Below are 15,962 nucleotides of genomic sequence, written 5' to 3'. Positions count from 1 at the left end.
TGCCCAGAGTAAACTAAATTAGTCAATTCGTCATAGAGTTATCATGCAAAGATGGACTATTTCTAAGATAGCCAGCACAATATTCAATATAATATGCATCAATACCCGCCTAATCTGGAAATGAAATGAACCTTTCTCAAGTCCAAGCCTTCTGTTCTGTTGCTGATTTAGGATCAGTCTCTGAAGCTGCACGGCAGCTAGAATGCAACCGAACCAAGCTTAGTATGTCTATCAAAGCCTTGGAGAAAGAGTTAGATGTAGAACTTTTCGTACGCAGCGGCAACCACGTCGAGCTGTCTGAAGCAGGCAAAGCCATCTATAAAGATTGCGAAGGAATGTTAGTGACAGCAGCGCGTATTAAACAAACCTGCCTCCATGTTTCTGGTGAGTTCAACGCAGAGATATGGATTGCTCGCGATGATTCTCTACCCGATGAAATGTGGCAAGATTTATCTCACACGCTGAATAACAAGTACCCTTCTACTTCTTTCAACTTCGTTCTAGCATCGAGTGGCGACTTAGCCAACCTCGTCGAAACTCAACAAGTTGATTTTGCATTCGGTGTTGATTACGAACGTGTAGACGACCCACGAATCATCTATAACCCGCTTGGTAAGATTCGGATGATGTCTGTGTGTAAAAAAGGACACGACCTGAGTGCAATGCGCCGCGTCTCCGACGAAGTACTAAGAAATTCGATGCAAGCGACCATGGTTTATCTCAATGAAAAAGATAATCCAGAGCTTGAGCCCTTCTCTCGTCGTTACATTGGTTTCTCTAGCTTTGACTTTATGCTGGATACGATTTTACGTGAAGAGGCATGGGGCGTAATGCCAGAGCCATTGATTCGTCACTTACTGCGTGAACAAGAACTAGCAGTGATCAAACACACCTACGGCCTGACTCAAGAAGATTACTGCATGTTTACGGCAGCCGGGATGGCAGAACACCCAGGTATGAACTGGCTTGCGGACCAGCTGAGCGATTACTTGTTTGATTTCTAATTAGCGCTTGTTAGAAGACCATCACGTGGTCAACTAAATAGCGTCCGTCTTCTTCAACTAGCACCATTTCAGCAACGAATTCGCCTTTAGCAATGGTGTATGCCTGCTTCCATATAAATGCGACGGAATCAGAACGCCTAAACACCGCTACAGGTTCGCGCTCTGCAAAAAAGCCGTTGCTGTGTTGATAATGATGGCACACCTTTTCTAAATACTCAGGTGTCACTATGTCCTTCATTCGTTGAGTAAAGTCGCGACAATGTTGGGCATGATCAACATTGGTTGAGCCCTCCATCAAATTATCCATAATAGGGTTAGCGATTGCCCACAAATCGCTATCGCTAATATCATCAAACTTCATCGTCATCCTTTCTTTCCCACTATTCCAAGCGCTAATGCCCTTCACTGCGCTATAAAACACCGCTGAATGATGTGTATTATTAATGATAAGCGATCTTGATTCAGTTGCACACTAGTCCACGAAAACAGTCATCGTCAATTTTACTGACACCTGAAAGTTAATGTAAATAACTGAATTAAAATGAATAATATAAAAAACCATGTTCTGTAACATAAACATCATCAGATAAAGTTTGAAAATCTCGCTCAATATTAGAACAATGAAATTATCAAAAACATCTGGAAAATATTATGTGTGACAGGAAAAGCCAAAACGAAAATCGAGTTCTATTGTTCTCAGCCCTTTTAGCATCAGGCTTCGCTATTGGCGGATTGGTGTTGGGTCTTCTCGTTGGCTCTCTGGTCATAGTATTTGACGGTGTCTACTCTCTTATCAGCTTACTGTTAACTTTATTGTCACTAGCTGCCTCAAAATACATTAATCGCCCTTCTGATCGTGAATTCCCGTTTGGTCGTGCGATCATTGAACCTATCGTCATCACGATTAAAGCCGCTGTCATTTTACTTGTGGTCGGTTATTCACTCTATTCAGCGATTGGCGCTTTGATGACAGGAGGTCGTGAAGTTGATGCTTCAATCGCAACTCTGTTTGGTATTTTTAACGTATTGGGCTGTGGTTATGCGTGGTGGTATATCGCTAAGAAGAGTAAGAGCATTTCATCAGGCTTGATTCAAGCTGAGTCTAAGCAGTGGCAAATGGATACACTGTTGAGTGTCGCGGTAACAGCAGGTTTCGTCGTGGCTTGGTCAATGACATTCTCGCCGTTCGCAGAGTACGCTGTGTATGCCGACCCGATGATGATGTTGCTGATGTCTTTCTACTTCATCAAAGTACCGTTCGATATGCTAAGAGAAGCTATGCGTGAGCTACTAATGATGTCGGCAAACAAAGAAATTTGTGACGCGGTAGATAAGAACGTTGTCGCGGTAGACAAAGAAGCAGAACAAGATTTGGAGCTAATCGGTGTGACTAAGGTTGGTCCTGAGCTAAGAATCAACGTTGATATTCATACCAACGACCAACAAGCGATTGCGGTCGATGATATTGAACGTACGCGCCGCCAACTAAAGCGACGCCTATCTAAGATGCCATATGAACTTCAACTGAACCTCAACATCGCGAGCTAACTTATCACCCCAGCAATCGGTAGATAAACACAATTGCTATTAAGATTGAACCTCTTCAGAAGCCGACGCCTTAACCGTCGGCTTTTTTTCTCTTGTAACCCACCAGCAAGCCAGTGACCCAATCGTCACCATACATACTCCCTGCCAAAATGTGATAGTCAGCGTTAAACCTAAAATCATAGAAGAGAGTAAGGTTGCAAAAATTGGCGTGAAGTAAGACATAGTTGCGAGAAAGACCATGTTGCCACCCAATATCGCGGTATTCCAAAGCGCGTAACCCGCGCCCATACACACGCCCGCCAGAGCCAAATCAATCGCGGCACTGCTCGTCATTACCATACCGGTTTCACTGCTCAGTGCGTATTTGATCCACAAGGTGATCGCTGTAGCGATAAAGAACAACACAATCGCATTCTGCCCTTTCGCAACTTTCTGAGTGTAATTACAGTAAACCGCCCAAATAATCGCGCCGAAGAACGCCATCGAATAGGTTTTGGGGTTAGTCGCGATATTTGCCGCAATCTGTTCAACAGAGAGGCCTTGGTCGCCACTGATGCTCCAAGCCACTCCAAAGAAAGCCAAAAAGATACTTGGGTAAACCAGCCAATTTATCTTTTTATCGCTGAGTAATACCGCAAACAATACTGTCAGCGCAGGCCAAAGGTAATTGATAACCGCCATCTCTAAGGCTTGATGTCGGTTATTTGCCATGCCTAATGCCAAGGCTAGAAAGATCTCGTAGCAAACAAACAGCGCGCCACCAATCAACAAATAAGACTTTGAGAAGCGTTTCAGCTTAGGTAACCCCATCACGCAAACCAAAAACAGTGAACTCACTGTGTAAAGACTGGCTGCGCCGCCAATTGGGCCTAATTGCTCTGACACGCTACGAGATAACGCAATTAAGCAGCTCCAAAGTAAAATGGCAGCAATGCCGTAGCAGCTATAGCGATGAGATTTCAGCACGCTTATTCCTTCTATTTATTATGAGTAGTTATCGTGGCAGCTTAAAGCATAAATACGCTTAAGTACTACAATCGAAAAGTGAAACCTGTAGAAATTAAGTAGCCGAGCACAGAATTGTACTCGGCTATTAGGGCGTGTTGAACTTTCGTGGTTAAATTTTGTTCGAGATAAAAGCGCTTTAATCGCGGCGAGGGAGAAGTAGCCTAGTCATTCTAAGCAAATCTCCCTCAACAAAGAGTAAAACGCTTTTAGCCGAACCCTTCGGGCAGCGTTTGCTGGTCATTTCTACTGCGTTATCGGCATCTCATGTAGGCTAGCTACACATCAAAGCCTCTGCCTTGTATAAATACCCAGCAACTCGCTGCAAAAATCAGCTCGAAAGATCAACACGCCCTAACGATCAACGAATAAAGAGATGATCAATGAATAAAGCTAAAGTCAGTAAGCCGTTACGCTAGCAGAAGTGCTTGCAGCTCAGCTAGAGACTTAACTTGGTAATGAGGGTTAATACCTTCTGGCGTTGCCTTCTCCTGGCTGTTTAACCAACAGGTCTCGATACCAAAATCTAAGCCACCTAAAATGTCTGAGTGTGGGTTATCTCCCACCATCAAAATGCGCTGCTTTGCTGGTAAGCCAACAAGCTTGTGTGCATGTTCAAAGATCTCAGCATCTGGTTTAGCAACGCCGACTTCTTCAGAAATGATCACATGTTCGAAGTAATCGGTCATGCCAGTGCGCTCTAAACGGATCGATTGCAGCTCAGTGAAGCCATTAGTAATAATGCCCATGTTCACTTTGCCTTGTAACGATTCCATTAGCTCTTTGGCACCCGGTAGCAAAGAACAGATGTCCGCCATTGCTGTTAGGAATGCGCTGTTTAATTCTGCAGTTGTTGTTTCTAACTTTTCTGCCCAGCTTTCGAAGCGTGTGTGCTTCAGTTGATCAGCCGTAATTCGGCCATCTTGATAGTCTACCCATAGTGGTAGGTTAACTTCTTGATAAACGGAATAATCCTGCTCGCTAAAATCCACACCAAAACGTGAGAACATTAGCTTCATTCCTTGAAAAGCGTCAAAGTGGAACAAGGTTTCATCCGCATCAAAGAATATCCAATCGTACTTCATTATCTGTCCTATTATTCGCGCTATCGAGCCGAATTTATATTTTGTTCTTTCCTAACCTCAACGGTTAAGAGTGCATTCTACTACCATTTTTGTGAGCCTGAATATAGTTCTAAGAATTTATAGAAAACAAGCAACAAGTCATGATGTATCGCAAATTTTGCCACATATTAAACCAATACCATAAAGGAAATACACGAAATGTACCGGGAGGTACTATGAAGCACTTCTTACCGTCATCCGTCATGCTCACTCCATTCCTGGTCAAATACTACGATGAAGAGCCTCAAGAGGCGTCAGATTCACCTGAGCAATCAGAAACTCAGATCGAGTGCAGTACTGATTCTGTTCAAGAGCGAACAGAAGAAGAACGCGAACCGGCACTGTCTGAATAACCTTTATTTTTCATGGTTATAGAGCAGCATACTGGCCAGAAATCTATCAATCATTCGCTATCCATAACTGGCAATATACACATCAGAAAACCATAAAAACGATTGCTATATGAGCCCTATCACAACCAATAACCAGAAAGTGGTAGTTCGAAATCAAAGTTGTTCCAGATCAATGGTCGACCAGTTGTTTGCCGACAACATATAGGCAATTAAAAATCATAATTAACCGGAGTTTTCCAATGTCTAGTGCATTTTACATCCCTACAATCAACTTCATGGGTACTGGCTGTCTAAAGGATGCTGCTGATAGCATTCAGTCTCAAGGCTTTAAAAAAGGTCTAATCGTAACCGATAAAATCCTAAACCAAATTGGCGTGGTTAAGCAGGTACAAGACCTTCTTAGCGAGCGCGGTGTAGACGCTGTGGTATTCGACGGCACTCAACCAAACCCAACCATCACAAACGTAAATGATGGTCTTGAATTACTGACTGACAACGACTGTGATTTCGTTATTTCTCTAGGTGGCGGTTCTCCACACGACTGCGCAAAAGGTATCGCTTTAGTTGCTTCTAACGGCGGCAAGATTGCAGATTACGAAGGTGTCGATCAATCTGAAAAACCTATGATGCCTCTTATCGCTATCAACACGACTGCGGGCACCGCTTCAGAAATGACACGTTTCTGCATCATTACAGATGAAGAGCGCCACATTAAGATGGCTATCGTTGATAAGCACACAACACCGCTTATTTCAGTAAACGATCCTGAACTAATGCTTGCTAAGCCTGCATCACTGACTGCTGCAACAGGTATGGATGCGCTAACACACGCAATCGAAGCTTACGTTTCTATCGCAGCGACACCAATAACAGACGCTGTAGCGATTAAAGCAATTGAACTTGTACAAGCTCACCTAAGAACGGCAGTAGCGCACGGCGAAGACATTGAAGCACGTGAGCAAATGGCTTACGCACAGTTCATGGCGGGTATGGCGTTCAACAACGCGTCACTAGGTTATGTTCACGCGATGGCGCACCAATTGGGTGGTTTCTACGACCTTCCACACGGTGTATGTAACGCTATCTTGCTACCACACGTTCAACGCTACAACGCGCAAGTTTGTCCTGAGCGTCTACGTGATGTTGCAAAAGCAATGGGCGTTAACGTTGAAGGTATGTCACCAGAGCAAGGTGCAGAAGCTGCGATCGAAGCGATTGTTCAACTAGCAAATGACGTGAACATCCCAACAGGTATCGCGCAACTTGGTGCGAAGCTAGAAGATATCCCTACTCTGTCTGACAACGCACTGAAAGACGCATGTGGTTTTACTAACCCTAAACAAGCGACCCACGAAGAAATCTCTGCGATTTTCGAAGCGGCAATGTAATCTGCCATTAAGTCACTTATAAACTTATCGACAAACGGGCTCACCTGCTGGGCCCGTTTTCTTTACCTGCCATATACGATTCGAGTCTCTGTTTGAATAGCCACTGATTCAGATTAATCTCTTTAAAAGTCGCATTGTCGTAACTGCTTAGTTATAGTCAAACTATTGATACATAGAATGACAAACAGGTTCCATTGAGTCGTTGGATAGTTAGCTCCTCATTATTAGCATCGCTCGTTTCCCACTCTGCCTTCGCGGAGGAACAGGATGAGTGTCACAGCCAACCGTTAGAAGACACGCGCGTCGAAAAAGCTTACCACTACCTAAACAGCAAGTTTTGTCAGCCCGCAATATGGTTCGATAACTTCTTTGTGGATGACCGTATTACCGAAGACGCCAGAGCAGGAACCTCTGTACGTTGGTATAATGATTTCATCTATTCTGAGGGCGGTGACGTAGATTACTCCACCAAACTAAACGCACGCTTACATTTACCCTTTGTCAGTAAAAGGCTTAAGCTAATCTACGAGTCTGTTGGCGATGAAGAATTCTTAGACTTCTTCCCACAAGATTCTGAAGAGTTAGAGAATGCTCTTGGCCTTCGTTATGACGCCTATGCCAAGGGTTACAGTAGTTTCAATATCAAAGCGACATTGCGCCCAAGAATAGAGGCTCGCTATCGTTTTACCTACCCGCTCACCACAGATGCAGTATTCAGGCTAACTCAACGTGTGTATCAAGAGAAGAAAGAGACGGGAGAGATCACTGATATCGATTTTGATCTCTCTTTGAGTGACGATTTCTTAGCGCGTTGGTCTAACTTTGCTGGCTATAACGATGACCTCAAAGGCTGGGAGTATGGTACGGGCATTACCTTGTACCATTACCTTTCTCAAGACCAAGCTCTGCAATACAACGCCACGATAACCGCGACCAGCGAGCCATATAACCACTACGAATACTCGCAAGTGTCGGTTACCTATCGAGAAAACATTTGGAAAGAGTGGCTATTTTACGAGATTACTCCGCGCTATCAGTGGGAGCGAGAGCCTTACGAGAAGCACACGGAAGAAGCGAATATCACGCTTCGAATTGAAGTCTTGTTCAATAACGTATAGCGGCTAGATAAGCTTGATAACACAAATCGAGAACCAAGAGCCAAGAAAAAGCACATCAAATGATGTGCTTTTTGGTTTCAGATAAAGGTTAAACTAAATTCTTACCCTTTATAATTTCTTACTCGTGCCGCTTCCGCTTCGCGCTTATCTACTACGGTTTTACCGATTGGCGCCAACGAGATAACCGCTAACTTAAGATGCTGAATTGCAAATGGAATACCGATGATGGTAATGAAACATGCCACCGCTGACATGATATGACCAATCGCAAGCCAAATACCTGCAAACAAGAACCAAATGATGTTACCAATCATACCTAACGGACTGGTACCAATATCCATTTCATTGGTCAGCTCATCACGAGAAATCGCTTCTTGACCAAATGGAAAGAACGAGAAGTTACCCATAACAAAACACGCTCTGCCCCACGGAATACCAACGATGGTCAGAAATGCAAGCAGCCCAAAGAACCACCACGCCAATCCCATAAATACGCCACCGAACAGAAACCAAATGATGTTACCTATTGTTTTCACCTGTATTCTCCAACTCTTTGAATGCTGTTTAATTACTATGCCAAATAAGGCTGTGCTTCTTTCAATAGGTTCATTATTGTTGAGCCTTTATGAACCGTTTATGAATCAACGCGATTTTCTGTGTTTGATGCACACCACGAAATACCAAATCCGCATAGGGCAGTGCTAATTTATTTGATACCATTCAGTTCTAACCCAAGCGCAGACTCAACAACGAATTTAAGGCCGAATCTATGAACAATACAGAGCAACCTAAAAAGAAAATGAAAAACTGGGTGCCTATCGTCTTCTTCGGAGTTCTTAGCACCGTTCCAGTATTCATGTTCCTAGTCGACGTGTACATCAACCAATATATGTAACACACCCTCTATTGTCCCGACTTAAATGAATACAGGTAAACACACCTGTATTCATCCTAGTTAGCACTCCTCACTACATTCAGTCCAGCCGTTCGGTAATCAAATCAGTGCTTCGCTAATGAGGTCCAAGATATCGATAAGCTCGTGATCCGGCAGGTTTAATAAGTTATCCCCCACATACCACTCAATTTTGCATTGATTCGGTAACTCACAGATAGCTGGGTTTCCTATCCATACCTTATGCTTACTAGCAATATTGTCTCTTAAAGCAACCCCATCTTCGTAACTTGCCGGCAAATAAAGATGTAGCATGTTCGCTTGCGGTTGTTGTGGGTTCACTTTGAATTGAGGGTAATCTAAGAAGATTTGGTAGATCTGTTTCGTGCGTTCATACAAAGCGGGCATCTGCGCTAGTCGTTGATCAAACTGCATAGCTGCCGATACAACATAAGGTGTACGGTGATACACATTACCGCCTTGTCGTTTCATCCAAGCTGACGCCTTCGCAACAAACGCTTTACCACCCAACAACAGTGAGCCACCAAGTCCATTTAGCCCTTTGTATAGCGAGACATAAGCAGTATCAAAGCCCTTTGCGATTTCGCTGTAAGGTTTTTGATAATATGCACCACACTCCCACAAGCGCGCGCCATCCATATGCAGATGAATGGATTGTTCGTTGCAATACTGCTTAATCGCTTCGAGCTCTTCCCACTCTGGTAGCTGACCACCTATCTCTCGCATCGGTAACTCATAAAGCGCTGCTGCGATTTCATCTGGCCACGCTTTCAAGTCATCGACATTCCAAGTGCGAAACACATTGCCCACTGGCAACACATTAAAGCGGTTCTGGAGCTGGTACCCTTGGCGCTCATGACGCAGGATATGACTCGATTCATGCATCGCGACCAACGGGTTTCTTTTCTCTTGGCAGGCGATCTCTAGTGCCGTTGGTTGATTCATAGTGCCAGTGATAACAAATACAGCCGCTTCATATCCAAGCAGCTCTGCAACTTTGGCTTCAAAGCCTTCGATGAACTCACCATCACCGTAAGTATCGTGATGTATGTTGTGCTCTTCACACCATTCAGCCATCTGAGCAAATGTTTGGGCCGGAGTCGGATCTAAGTGACCTGAAAGAAACAAATTACACTGTTGACGCAAGTCCATGCTCATACTTTTTCCTTTATTCATTGTTGTTCTATGTAGAGAGATTGAATTATTTACGTTCGCTACCAACGTTGACATAAAATACGTCTATTCGCTTTTATTATTCGCGAATAATTAGTTTTACTTAGTCATAGTCTACGTGTGCCAGAAATACGCAAACTAACGAGTGTTTTATATAATTAAGCACTCGATAAGCCCATGTATCTAATTAGATAAGTATGGGCTAATTCGTTGTTCTTCAATCATTCTTCTATTATTGTATATCTATAATTCCAATAAGCATTATTCGTTAACGGACAAAGAGGGCTTTATGTCGAAAAATCGAGTCTTGGTGCTATTCGCCCACCCTTCTCAGCATCGCTCTGAAGCAAACAAACCCTTATTCGACCAAGCCAAGCGTATTGATGGCGTGACCTGTGTTGATCTCTACGCTGAATATCCAACTTTCAAAATCAACATCGATCGTGAACAGAAACGCCTGTTGGACCATGACATCATCATTTTCCAATTCCCACTTTATTGGTATTCAACTCCGGCAATTCTGAAAGAGTGGCAAGACCTTGTTCTTGAGTATGGTTTTGCCTACGGCACGGATGGCAATGAATTAGAAGGTAAGAAGTTCCTTTGCAGCATTACTGCAGGGGGTAAAGAGGATGCCTACCAAACTGACGGCTACAATCATTTTACCATTCGTGAGCTACTCCACCCTCTTGAACAAACCGCTGCTTTGTGTGGTATGGAATATTTAGCACCTTATGCACTATTTGGCTCGCGAACCGCCTTGGAGGAGAGCCGCATCACCGGGCATGTTGAGCGCTATAAATTCTTGTTGGAGTCGCTAGTCGCGGGCAATATTGACTACAAAAAAGCAAAGAAAGCCGCGAAGTTAAACCACTACCTCGACGAAATCATCAACAAGGACTAAAGAATGACTGGATATTTTTTACAAGCCTTTATCTACTTAGTCGCCGCCGTGATCGCAGTGCCGATAGCTAAGCGTCTTGGCTTAGGCTCAGTACTGGGATATTTAATCGCAGGTGTGGTTATCGGACCTATCATCGGCCTTGTCGGTGAAGAAACCACCACCATTCAACACTTTGCCGAATTCGGCGTGGTAATGATGCTGTTCTTGGTTGGCCTTGAGCTCGAACCTAAGATGCTATGGGCAATGAGAAACCGCTTGATGGGGCTTGGTGGCCTACAAGTAGGAGGTACAGCAGCGATTGTAATGGGCATTGCTCTAGCCTTTGGCCAACCTTGGACTATCGCTCTCACTATCGGCTTAATCTTTGCGTTGTCATCGACCGCGATTGTACTTCAAACATTCAACGAGAAAGGCTTGTCTAAGACTGAAGGCGGTAAGAATGCCTTTTCGGTTCTATTATTCCAAGATATTGCCGTTATTCCGATGCTGGCATTCATTCCTCTGTTGGCGTTGCCAGAATTAATTGAAGCTGCACAAAGCGCGGTCACTTCAGCTTCTGACCACCATGAAGAGTTAAGTCTGGTTGCTGGTCTACCTGGTTGGGCTTATGGCCTTGTGATTACCGCATCTATCGCGATTGTGGTTGTTGGCGGGCACTTCTTAAGCCGTCCACTCTTCCGCTTCGTCGCAAGCTCTGGCCTGCGTGAGATCTTCACGGCAACGGCACTGATGCTGGTTATTGGTATTGCTGCACTGATGAGCCTTGTCGGCTTATCGCCTGCACTAGGCACTTTCCTTGCGGGTGTTGTACTGGCGAACAGTGAATTCAGACACGAACTGGAATCGAACATCGACCCGTTCAAAGGACTGCTACTTGGCCTGTTCTTTATTACGGTAGGTGCGGGAATCAACTTCGATGTTCTATTCAATGATTTCATCCTAATCATAGGGCTAACTCTGGGTGTCATGTTACTTAAAGCAGCTGTGCTTTTTACCTTGGCATTGATTTTCAAAATCAAGAACAGCGATCGTTGGCTATTTACACTGAGCTTGGCGCAAGCCGGTGAATTTGGATTCGTACTATTAAGCTTCTCGGCTCAAAACCACGTATTGCCGGCTGACATTGTTCAAACGCTCTCACTAGTGGTTGCTCTTTCAATGTTCCTAACTCCGGGCCTGTTTATTTTGTTTGATAAGGTGATTCTGCCTCGTTACGAGCAAAAATCGAATGACCGTGAAGAAGATACTATCGAAGAGAAAGGCACAGTAATCATTGCGGGTATCGGGCGATTCGGTCAGATCGTTAACCGCTTATTGGTATCGAACGATGTCAAAACGGTGGTTCTAGACCATCAGGCTAACCAAGTCGACGTGTTGCGCTCTATTAATATCAAATCTTACTTTGGTGATGCGACTCGTCACGATCTGTTGCACACTGCGGGTATCGAAGAAGCAGCAATGCTTGTTGTTGCCATCGACAATCAAGACTCAAGCGTAGAGTTGGTCAAGTACGTTAAGCACTCCTACCCTAACGTAAAAATTTTGGCTCGTGCGTTCGACCGTGGTCATAGTTACCGCTTAAGAGAGGCTGGTGCTGATTTCGTGGAATCAGAAACCTACCACTCAGCACTAGAAATGGGCGCACAAGCCCTACGCTCGTTGGGTCATCATCCATTCTTCGTAGAACAGCAGAAATCGACCTATCAACGTGTTGAAAGCCGTAAGTCTGAAAAGCTGTTCAAAGCTTGGTCGGAAGCTGAAGACAACCCAAGGTACGACAATAACTATCGACAGATATTTATTCACCTTGAAGAAGCGATGAAAGAAGACATGAAGAAAGACCGATCCGATAAGCATTCTCGCTCAGAGCGTGGTTGGACACCGCCTCCAAAAGGTTATGCAGACGGTTTTGAGGAAGAGGAATCATAGACTTCGATTCTCAATCCCAATTAAAAGCGGCTATTTAGCCGCTTTTTCTTTATCTATGGCCCCTAAATACCGCAAACAAGTGCCATTTATTGATACCTAAGCGGATAATAATCGCAATTAATGTGATCAAGTTATAATTTTTAATCTCATCCCTCTCTTCAAAAACGAATTCACTTTTTACATTTTTGAAACATACCCACCCTGCATAAACCCCAGTAAAAATGCGGCTTAATATGCACTTCCTTTAACTATACTGAACTCAGCTAAAATTCCAACAACCAGTTTCAGGGCGTTGAACACCATTGCATATATCAAAGCCGACCTTACTAACCTTTACAAAAACATTCACACAGCAAATATCTGAAGCGTCTAATTCACAAACCAAAGCCAATCTAGTTAACACAAATGTTTCAAAGGATGTCTATCGTTACAATTTGTAACGAATTGAAGTTGTCGGTATAGTCCTGCCATCAAAAAAGTGAGACCTATGCGCTCACCTTAAAGGAGATATAATAATGATCACTAATGATGCCGTAATTATGGGCATGTTAGCTGTTATTCTTGGCGGTGTATTTATCACGGAAAGTAGCCAAAACAGCGCACTGAAAAAATTCTATTCATTCATTCCAGGCCTATTGCTCTGCTACTTTGTTCCTTCATTGTTGAACAGCTTTGGTATCATCGATGCGTCAAACTCAAAACTTTACTTTGTAGCAAGCCGCTACCTACTACCAGGCGCACTGGTTCTACTGATCATTTCAGCAGACCTTCGTAAGATCTTTGGTCTTGGCTCCAAAGCCGTCATCATGTTCCTAACCGGTACCGCTGGTATTATCATTGGTGGTCCTCTGGCGATTCTAATTATCGACCAAGTAAACCCTGACCTTGTCTCTGGTGACGTATGGCGCGGCCTAACGACAGTAGCTGGCTCTTGGATCGGTGGTGGTGCAAACCAAGCTGCGATGAAAGAAGTATTCGAGGTAAATGACAAACTGTTCTCAGCAATGATTACGGTTGACGTTATCTGTGCAAACATCTGGATGGCAGTACTACTGATCATGGCTGGCCGTCAGAAGAAAATTGACGCATGGCTAAAAGCAGACACTTCTTCAATCGAAGAACTGAAAGAGACAGTATCTAAATACCAAGAAGAAAACGCTCGCCCGACAACAACAACCGATCTCATGAAGATCGCTGCGATTGCTTTTGGTCTAACAGGCCTTGCTCACTTCTTCAGTGACTTAATCGCACCATGGATCTCAACGAATGCTCCAGAACTAGCAAAATACAGCCTAACATCTGGCTTCTTCTGGCTAATCGTTATGGTTACAACGTTCGCGTTGATCGCTTCGTGCTTCAAATCGACACGTAGCCTAGAGCACAGTGGCGCATCGAAGATTGGTTCAGCGTTCATCTATATCCTAGTTGCTACCATCGGTATGCAAATGGATATTACCGCTATCTTTGACAACCCAGGTTACTTCTTCATTGGTATCACATGGCTAACTATCCATGCTCTACTCATGATTGCGATGGCTAAAATCATTCGTGCACCGCTGTTCTTCATGGCAGTAGGTAGCCAAGCTAACGTTGGTGGCGCGGCATCAGCTCCAGTGGTTGCAGCAGCATTCCACCCTGCATTAGCTCCAGTAGGTATCTTGATGGCGGTACTAGGTTACGCATTAGGTACATACGGCGCTTACATCTGTGGCCTAATCATGCAGGCTGCTGCGGGTTAATTGAGTTCACCTTAGCTTAAGCTATCCATTAAACATCAAAGTCCGATATTGGTACGCCAATATCGGACTTTTTATGTCTACAGGTTAGTCATGATGTAGTGAAAACAAGGAATTAAGATCATCTGTAGCCCCAAGAATGCCAGCAGATACTGAAGAGTTTCATTTTTGGACTTCTCAATCTTTTTGTTCACATACGACTGAGATACCGGGTCGATTTCATTAATTGAATCTTTAAATGCTTTGGCAAGTAACACCGCCCTCTTCTCTGGAACGCCTGCCTTAATCAATGTGTTGGATAATTTTCTAACGTCTACTCGTACCATTTTAAACACCAATAATTAGATTAAGTGCTTGAAATCTATCATAGAGAATAGATCGTATCTCACTTCAAAATGAATCGTGTGTTTTAAGTTTATTCTTAGTTTCAAACCTCATTCGGTTTTGTTTTCATTAGCTTTTATGTAGGAAGATTTAGACTTAATTCCATCCTATTGATACTAAAACAAACCATCGTTCAGGCTAGCTAAACATCTGTTAGAAAATCATTGATTTATACGAACACATCTATCCAGTTATATTGCTTATCAAAGTGATTAACAAGGTGATGACGATGGGTGAACTCGATAGATACTGCGAACAAATCAACCTAGAACTGACAGAGCAAGATGTTGCTCGCCTTGGTTGGAACAAGCCTATGTTTAGCAAGTGGATTGCTACACTCTCAGCTATGTCTTTGTTAGCTTTGTGGCTAACTTATTGGTTTTAATGAAAAGGCCAAACGACGACCGTTCAGCCTCTATCTTTTAAACCCTACTAATCGAACAAAGATGCTAGCTTGTTTTCAACGACTGGGCTGACGTTAAAGCTCAACATGAAGTCCGGGCGAGTCTTTTCATCTTTCTCGATATAGTAATTAGCTTCAATACCAAACTTCCAAGGACGACCGTTGAACACCGTTGTTTTACTTACGCTAATATTCAACGGAATTTCAGCCTGCTCTTTTTTCCAGTCATAGGAAAGTGTCGGCGCTGAGCCTACCGTCCATCCTCCCTCCAACAACTCTACCCAAAACAACTGCGTAGATGTCTTGTTGATGCGTGTACCAGAGTGATCCGCGCCATTGCCAGATACACCATAAAGGTGGCTTGGGAACACACCTACCACGCGATCGGCGCTTACTTTGCCGTACATAAACTCAGGGCCAACAGCAAACTGATCCGCCGTGAGTTCACTACTTCCGGTTGGTAACGAAGCAAACACACCAAAAGCGGCAATGGTCCCGCCTTCCATTTTGGGCGCATAAGCTAGGTCAAAGGAAATATCACTCACTCCCGACTGACCCATATGTTGGGAACTTGTCGGCGTATTCACATTGAAATCATTCTGAACATAAGAGATAGCCGGGCGGAAAATGATTTTGTCGCCGTTCTCCATAGGGAATGGTAGCGTCGGCTGAAGAACCGTAGCAAAACTGTCCCCTCCTCCGTCGTATCCGCCAGAGTATTGAAGTTTTAAGTTCAGGCTCGCGTAAGCCGTGTTCGGGTTTGCAAGTTCCTTTGCTGCCTGCTCTGCTGTTTGATTACTTTCTTCATTAGCAATCGCGACAGTAGACGTTAATAATAATCCACTCATTATTACAGCAAGTGATTTACAAGCCATTAAGCCCTCTCTAAATATAAACGCTGTGTATTTACGCGTATTTTAAAGACTGCCGATATTCAAAATAGCCATTAGGCGACATGGGAATTTGTTCGCCCTCAAAAA

17 protein-coding genes are annotated in these 15,962 nt (G+C 43.9%); 10 read left to right on the top strand and 7 right to left on the bottom strand.

Features of this window, described 5'->3' with window-relative positions; all coding sequences use genetic code 11:
• Positions 1–125: 125 nt before the first annotated feature.
• Positions 126–1,004, top strand: a complete 879-nt coding sequence (locus tag F0228_RS00905; RefSeq protein ID WP_010428915.1) for a LysR family transcriptional regulator — start codon at positions 126–128, stop codon at positions 1,002–1,004.
• A 10-nt stretch (positions 1,005–1,014) separates the two neighbouring features.
• Here F0228_RS00905 and F0228_RS00900 read toward each other — a convergent pair whose 3' ends face one another.
• A complete protein-coding gene (locus F0228_RS00900) occupies positions 1,015–1,365 on the bottom strand; it encodes a hypothetical protein (RefSeq protein ID WP_008218874.1) in 351 nt (116 codons plus the stop codon).
• Positions 1,366–1,655: 290 nt separating this feature from the next.
• On the opposite strand from F0228_RS00900, the gene F0228_RS00895 reads away from it, so the two are divergent.
• Positions 1,656–2,552, top strand: coding sequence for a cation diffusion facilitator family transporter (locus tag F0228_RS00895; RefSeq protein WP_061031165.1), 897 nt, complete (start codon positions 1,656–1,658; stop codon positions 2,550–2,552).
• A gap of 39 nt (positions 2,553–2,591) precedes the next feature.
• Here F0228_RS00895 and yddG read toward each other — a convergent pair whose 3' ends face one another.
• On the bottom strand, positions 2,592–3,518 hold the full coding sequence (gene yddG / locus F0228_RS00890) for an aromatic amino acid DMT transporter YddG (RefSeq protein ID WP_171761693.1): 927 nt from the start codon (positions 3,516–3,518) through the stop codon (positions 2,592–2,594).
• A gap of 449 nt (positions 3,519–3,967) precedes the next feature.
• On the bottom strand, positions 3,968–4,642 hold the full coding sequence (yjjG, locus tag F0228_RS00885) for a pyrimidine 5'-nucleotidase (protein WP_004740299.1): 675 nt from the start codon (positions 4,640–4,642) through the stop codon (positions 3,968–3,970).
• Between the two features lie 215 nt (positions 4,643–4,857).
• Between yjjG and F0228_RS00880 the strand changes: the two genes are divergently transcribed.
• From F0228_RS00880 to F0228_RS00870, 3 genes are all read left to right on the top strand, one after another.
• The gene (locus F0228_RS00880; RefSeq protein ID WP_162884304.1) at positions 4,858–5,034 is read left to right on the top strand and encodes a hypothetical protein; all 177 of its coding nucleotides are present in this window, start codon (positions 4,858–4,860) and stop codon (positions 5,032–5,034) included.
• A 239-nt stretch (positions 5,035–5,273) separates the two neighbouring features.
• A complete protein-coding gene (gene yiaY / locus F0228_RS00875) occupies positions 5,274–6,422 on the top strand; it encodes an L-threonine dehydrogenase (RefSeq protein WP_105058035.1) in 1,149 nt (382 codons plus the stop codon).
• A gap of 194 nt (positions 6,423–6,616) precedes the next feature.
• Positions 6,617–7,540: a hypothetical protein gene (locus tag F0228_RS00870; RefSeq protein ID WP_171761692.1), complete on the top strand. Its 924-nt coding sequence runs from the start codon at positions 6,617–6,619 to the stop codon at positions 7,538–7,540.
• A 101-nt stretch (positions 7,541–7,641) separates the two neighbouring features.
• On the opposite strand, the gene F0228_RS00865 is transcribed toward F0228_RS00870, so the two are convergent.
• Positions 7,642–8,076, bottom strand: coding sequence for a YccF domain-containing protein (locus F0228_RS00865; protein WP_004740303.1), 435 nt, complete (start codon positions 8,074–8,076; stop codon positions 7,642–7,644).
• Positions 8,077–8,309: 233 nt separating this feature from the next.
• Between F0228_RS00865 and F0228_RS25935 the strand changes: the two genes are divergently transcribed.
• Positions 8,310–8,435: a hypothetical protein gene (locus tag F0228_RS25935; RefSeq protein WP_008218887.1), complete on the top strand. Its 126-nt coding sequence runs from the start codon at positions 8,310–8,312 to the stop codon at positions 8,433–8,435.
• Between the two features lie 99 nt (positions 8,436–8,534).
• Here F0228_RS25935 and F0228_RS00860 read toward each other — a convergent pair whose 3' ends face one another.
• Entirely contained in the window at positions 8,535–9,611 is a 1,077-nt protein-coding gene (locus tag F0228_RS00860) for a beta-eliminating lyase-related protein (protein WP_171761691.1), read from the bottom strand.
• Positions 9,612–9,915: 304 nt separating this feature from the next.
• On the opposite strand from F0228_RS00860, the gene F0228_RS00855 reads away from it, so the two are divergent.
• From F0228_RS00855 to F0228_RS00845, 3 genes are all read left to right on the top strand, one after another.
• On the top strand, positions 9,916–10,530 hold the full coding sequence (locus F0228_RS00855) for an NAD(P)H-dependent oxidoreductase (protein WP_061031171.1): 615 nt from the start codon (positions 9,916–9,918) through the stop codon (positions 10,528–10,530).
• A gap of 3 nt (positions 10,531–10,533) precedes the next feature.
• On the top strand, positions 10,534–12,459 hold the full coding sequence (locus F0228_RS00850; RefSeq protein ID WP_061031172.1) for a monovalent cation:proton antiporter-2 (CPA2) family protein: 1,926 nt from the start codon (positions 10,534–10,536) through the stop codon (positions 12,457–12,459).
• A 515-nt stretch (positions 12,460–12,974) separates the two neighbouring features.
• On the top strand, positions 12,975–14,198 hold the full coding sequence (locus F0228_RS00845; protein WP_061031173.1) for a DUF819 family protein: 1,224 nt from the start codon (positions 12,975–12,977) through the stop codon (positions 14,196–14,198).
• 77 nt (positions 14,199–14,275) lie between these two features.
• Here F0228_RS00845 and F0228_RS00840 read toward each other — a convergent pair whose 3' ends face one another.
• On the bottom strand, positions 14,276–14,521 hold the full coding sequence (locus tag F0228_RS00840; protein WP_061031174.1) for a hypothetical protein: 246 nt from the start codon (positions 14,519–14,521) through the stop codon (positions 14,276–14,278).
• Positions 14,522–14,808: 287 nt separating this feature from the next.
• On the opposite strand from F0228_RS00840, the gene F0228_RS00835 reads away from it, so the two are divergent.
• Positions 14,809–14,964 carry a hypothetical protein gene (locus F0228_RS00835; RefSeq protein ID WP_244268232.1) on the top strand — a complete coding sequence of 52 codons (156 nt, stop codon included), beginning with the start codon at positions 14,809–14,811 and terminating at the stop codon, positions 14,962–14,964.
• A gap of 47 nt (positions 14,965–15,011) precedes the next feature.
• On the opposite strand, the gene F0228_RS00830 is transcribed toward F0228_RS00835, so the two are convergent.
• Positions 15,012–15,857, bottom strand: coding sequence for a hypothetical protein (locus F0228_RS00830; RefSeq protein ID WP_061031176.1), 846 nt, complete (start codon positions 15,855–15,857; stop codon positions 15,012–15,014).
• Positions 15,858–15,962 lie beyond the last annotated feature (105 nt).

This window comes from Vibrio sp. 99K-1, from assembly GCF_013114585.1.
Taxonomy (GTDB): Bacteria; Pseudomonadota; Gammaproteobacteria; order Enterobacterales; family Vibrionaceae; genus Vibrio; species Vibrio chagasii_B.
The sequence above is the reverse complement of the archived record's forward strand: the minus strand, read 5'-3'. Positions and strand labels throughout refer to the sequence as shown.

What these genes read in the sequence shown, in the direction of transcription:
- F0228_RS00855 (WP_061031171.1), top strand. Translation starts at nt 9,916, where the DNA reads ATGTCGAAAAATCGAGTCTTGGTGCTATTCGCCCACCCTTCTCAGCAT.
- yiaY (WP_105058035.1), top strand. Translation starts at nt 5,274, where the DNA reads ATGTCTAGTGCATTTTACATCCCTACAATCAACTTCATGGGTACTGGC.
- F0228_RS00880 (WP_162884304.1), top strand. Translation starts at nt 4,858, where the DNA reads ATGAAGCACTTCTTACCGTCATCCGTCATGCTCACTCCATTCCTGGTC.
- F0228_RS00835 (WP_244268232.1), top strand. Translation starts at nt 14,809, where the DNA reads ATGGGTGAACTCGATAGATACTGCGAACAAATCAACCTAGAACTGACA.
- F0228_RS00900 (WP_008218874.1), bottom strand. Translation starts at nt 1,365, where the DNA reads ATGAAGTTTGATGATATTAGCGATAGCGATTTGTGGGCAATCGCTAAC.
- F0228_RS00850 (WP_061031172.1), top strand. Translation starts at nt 10,534, where the DNA reads ATGACTGGATATTTTTTACAAGCCTTTATCTACTTAGTCGCCGCCGTG.
- F0228_RS25935 (WP_008218887.1), top strand. Translation starts at nt 8,310, where the DNA reads ATGAACAATACAGAGCAACCTAAAAAGAAAATGAAAAACTGGGTGCCT.
- F0228_RS00830 (WP_061031176.1), bottom strand. Translation starts at nt 15,857, where the DNA reads ATGGCTTGTAAATCACTTGCTGTAATAATGAGTGGATTATTATTAACG.
- F0228_RS00895 (WP_061031165.1), top strand. Translation starts at nt 1,656, where the DNA reads ATGTGTGACAGGAAAAGCCAAAACGAAAATCGAGTTCTATTGTTCTCA.
- F0228_RS00905 (WP_010428915.1), top strand. Translation starts at nt 126, where the DNA reads ATGAACCTTTCTCAAGTCCAAGCCTTCTGTTCTGTTGCTGATTTAGGA.
- F0228_RS00860 (WP_171761691.1), bottom strand. Translation starts at nt 9,611, where the DNA reads ATGAGCATGGACTTGCGTCAACAGTGTAATTTGTTTCTTTCAGGTCAC.
- F0228_RS00840 (WP_061031174.1), bottom strand. Translation starts at nt 14,521, where the DNA reads ATGGTACGAGTAGACGTTAGAAAATTATCCAACACATTGATTAAGGCA.
- F0228_RS00845 (WP_061031173.1), top strand. Translation starts at nt 12,975, where the DNA reads ATGATCACTAATGATGCCGTAATTATGGGCATGTTAGCTGTTATTCTT.
- yjjG (WP_004740299.1), bottom strand. Translation starts at nt 4,642, where the DNA reads ATGAAGTACGATTGGATATTCTTTGATGCGGATGAAACCTTGTTCCAC.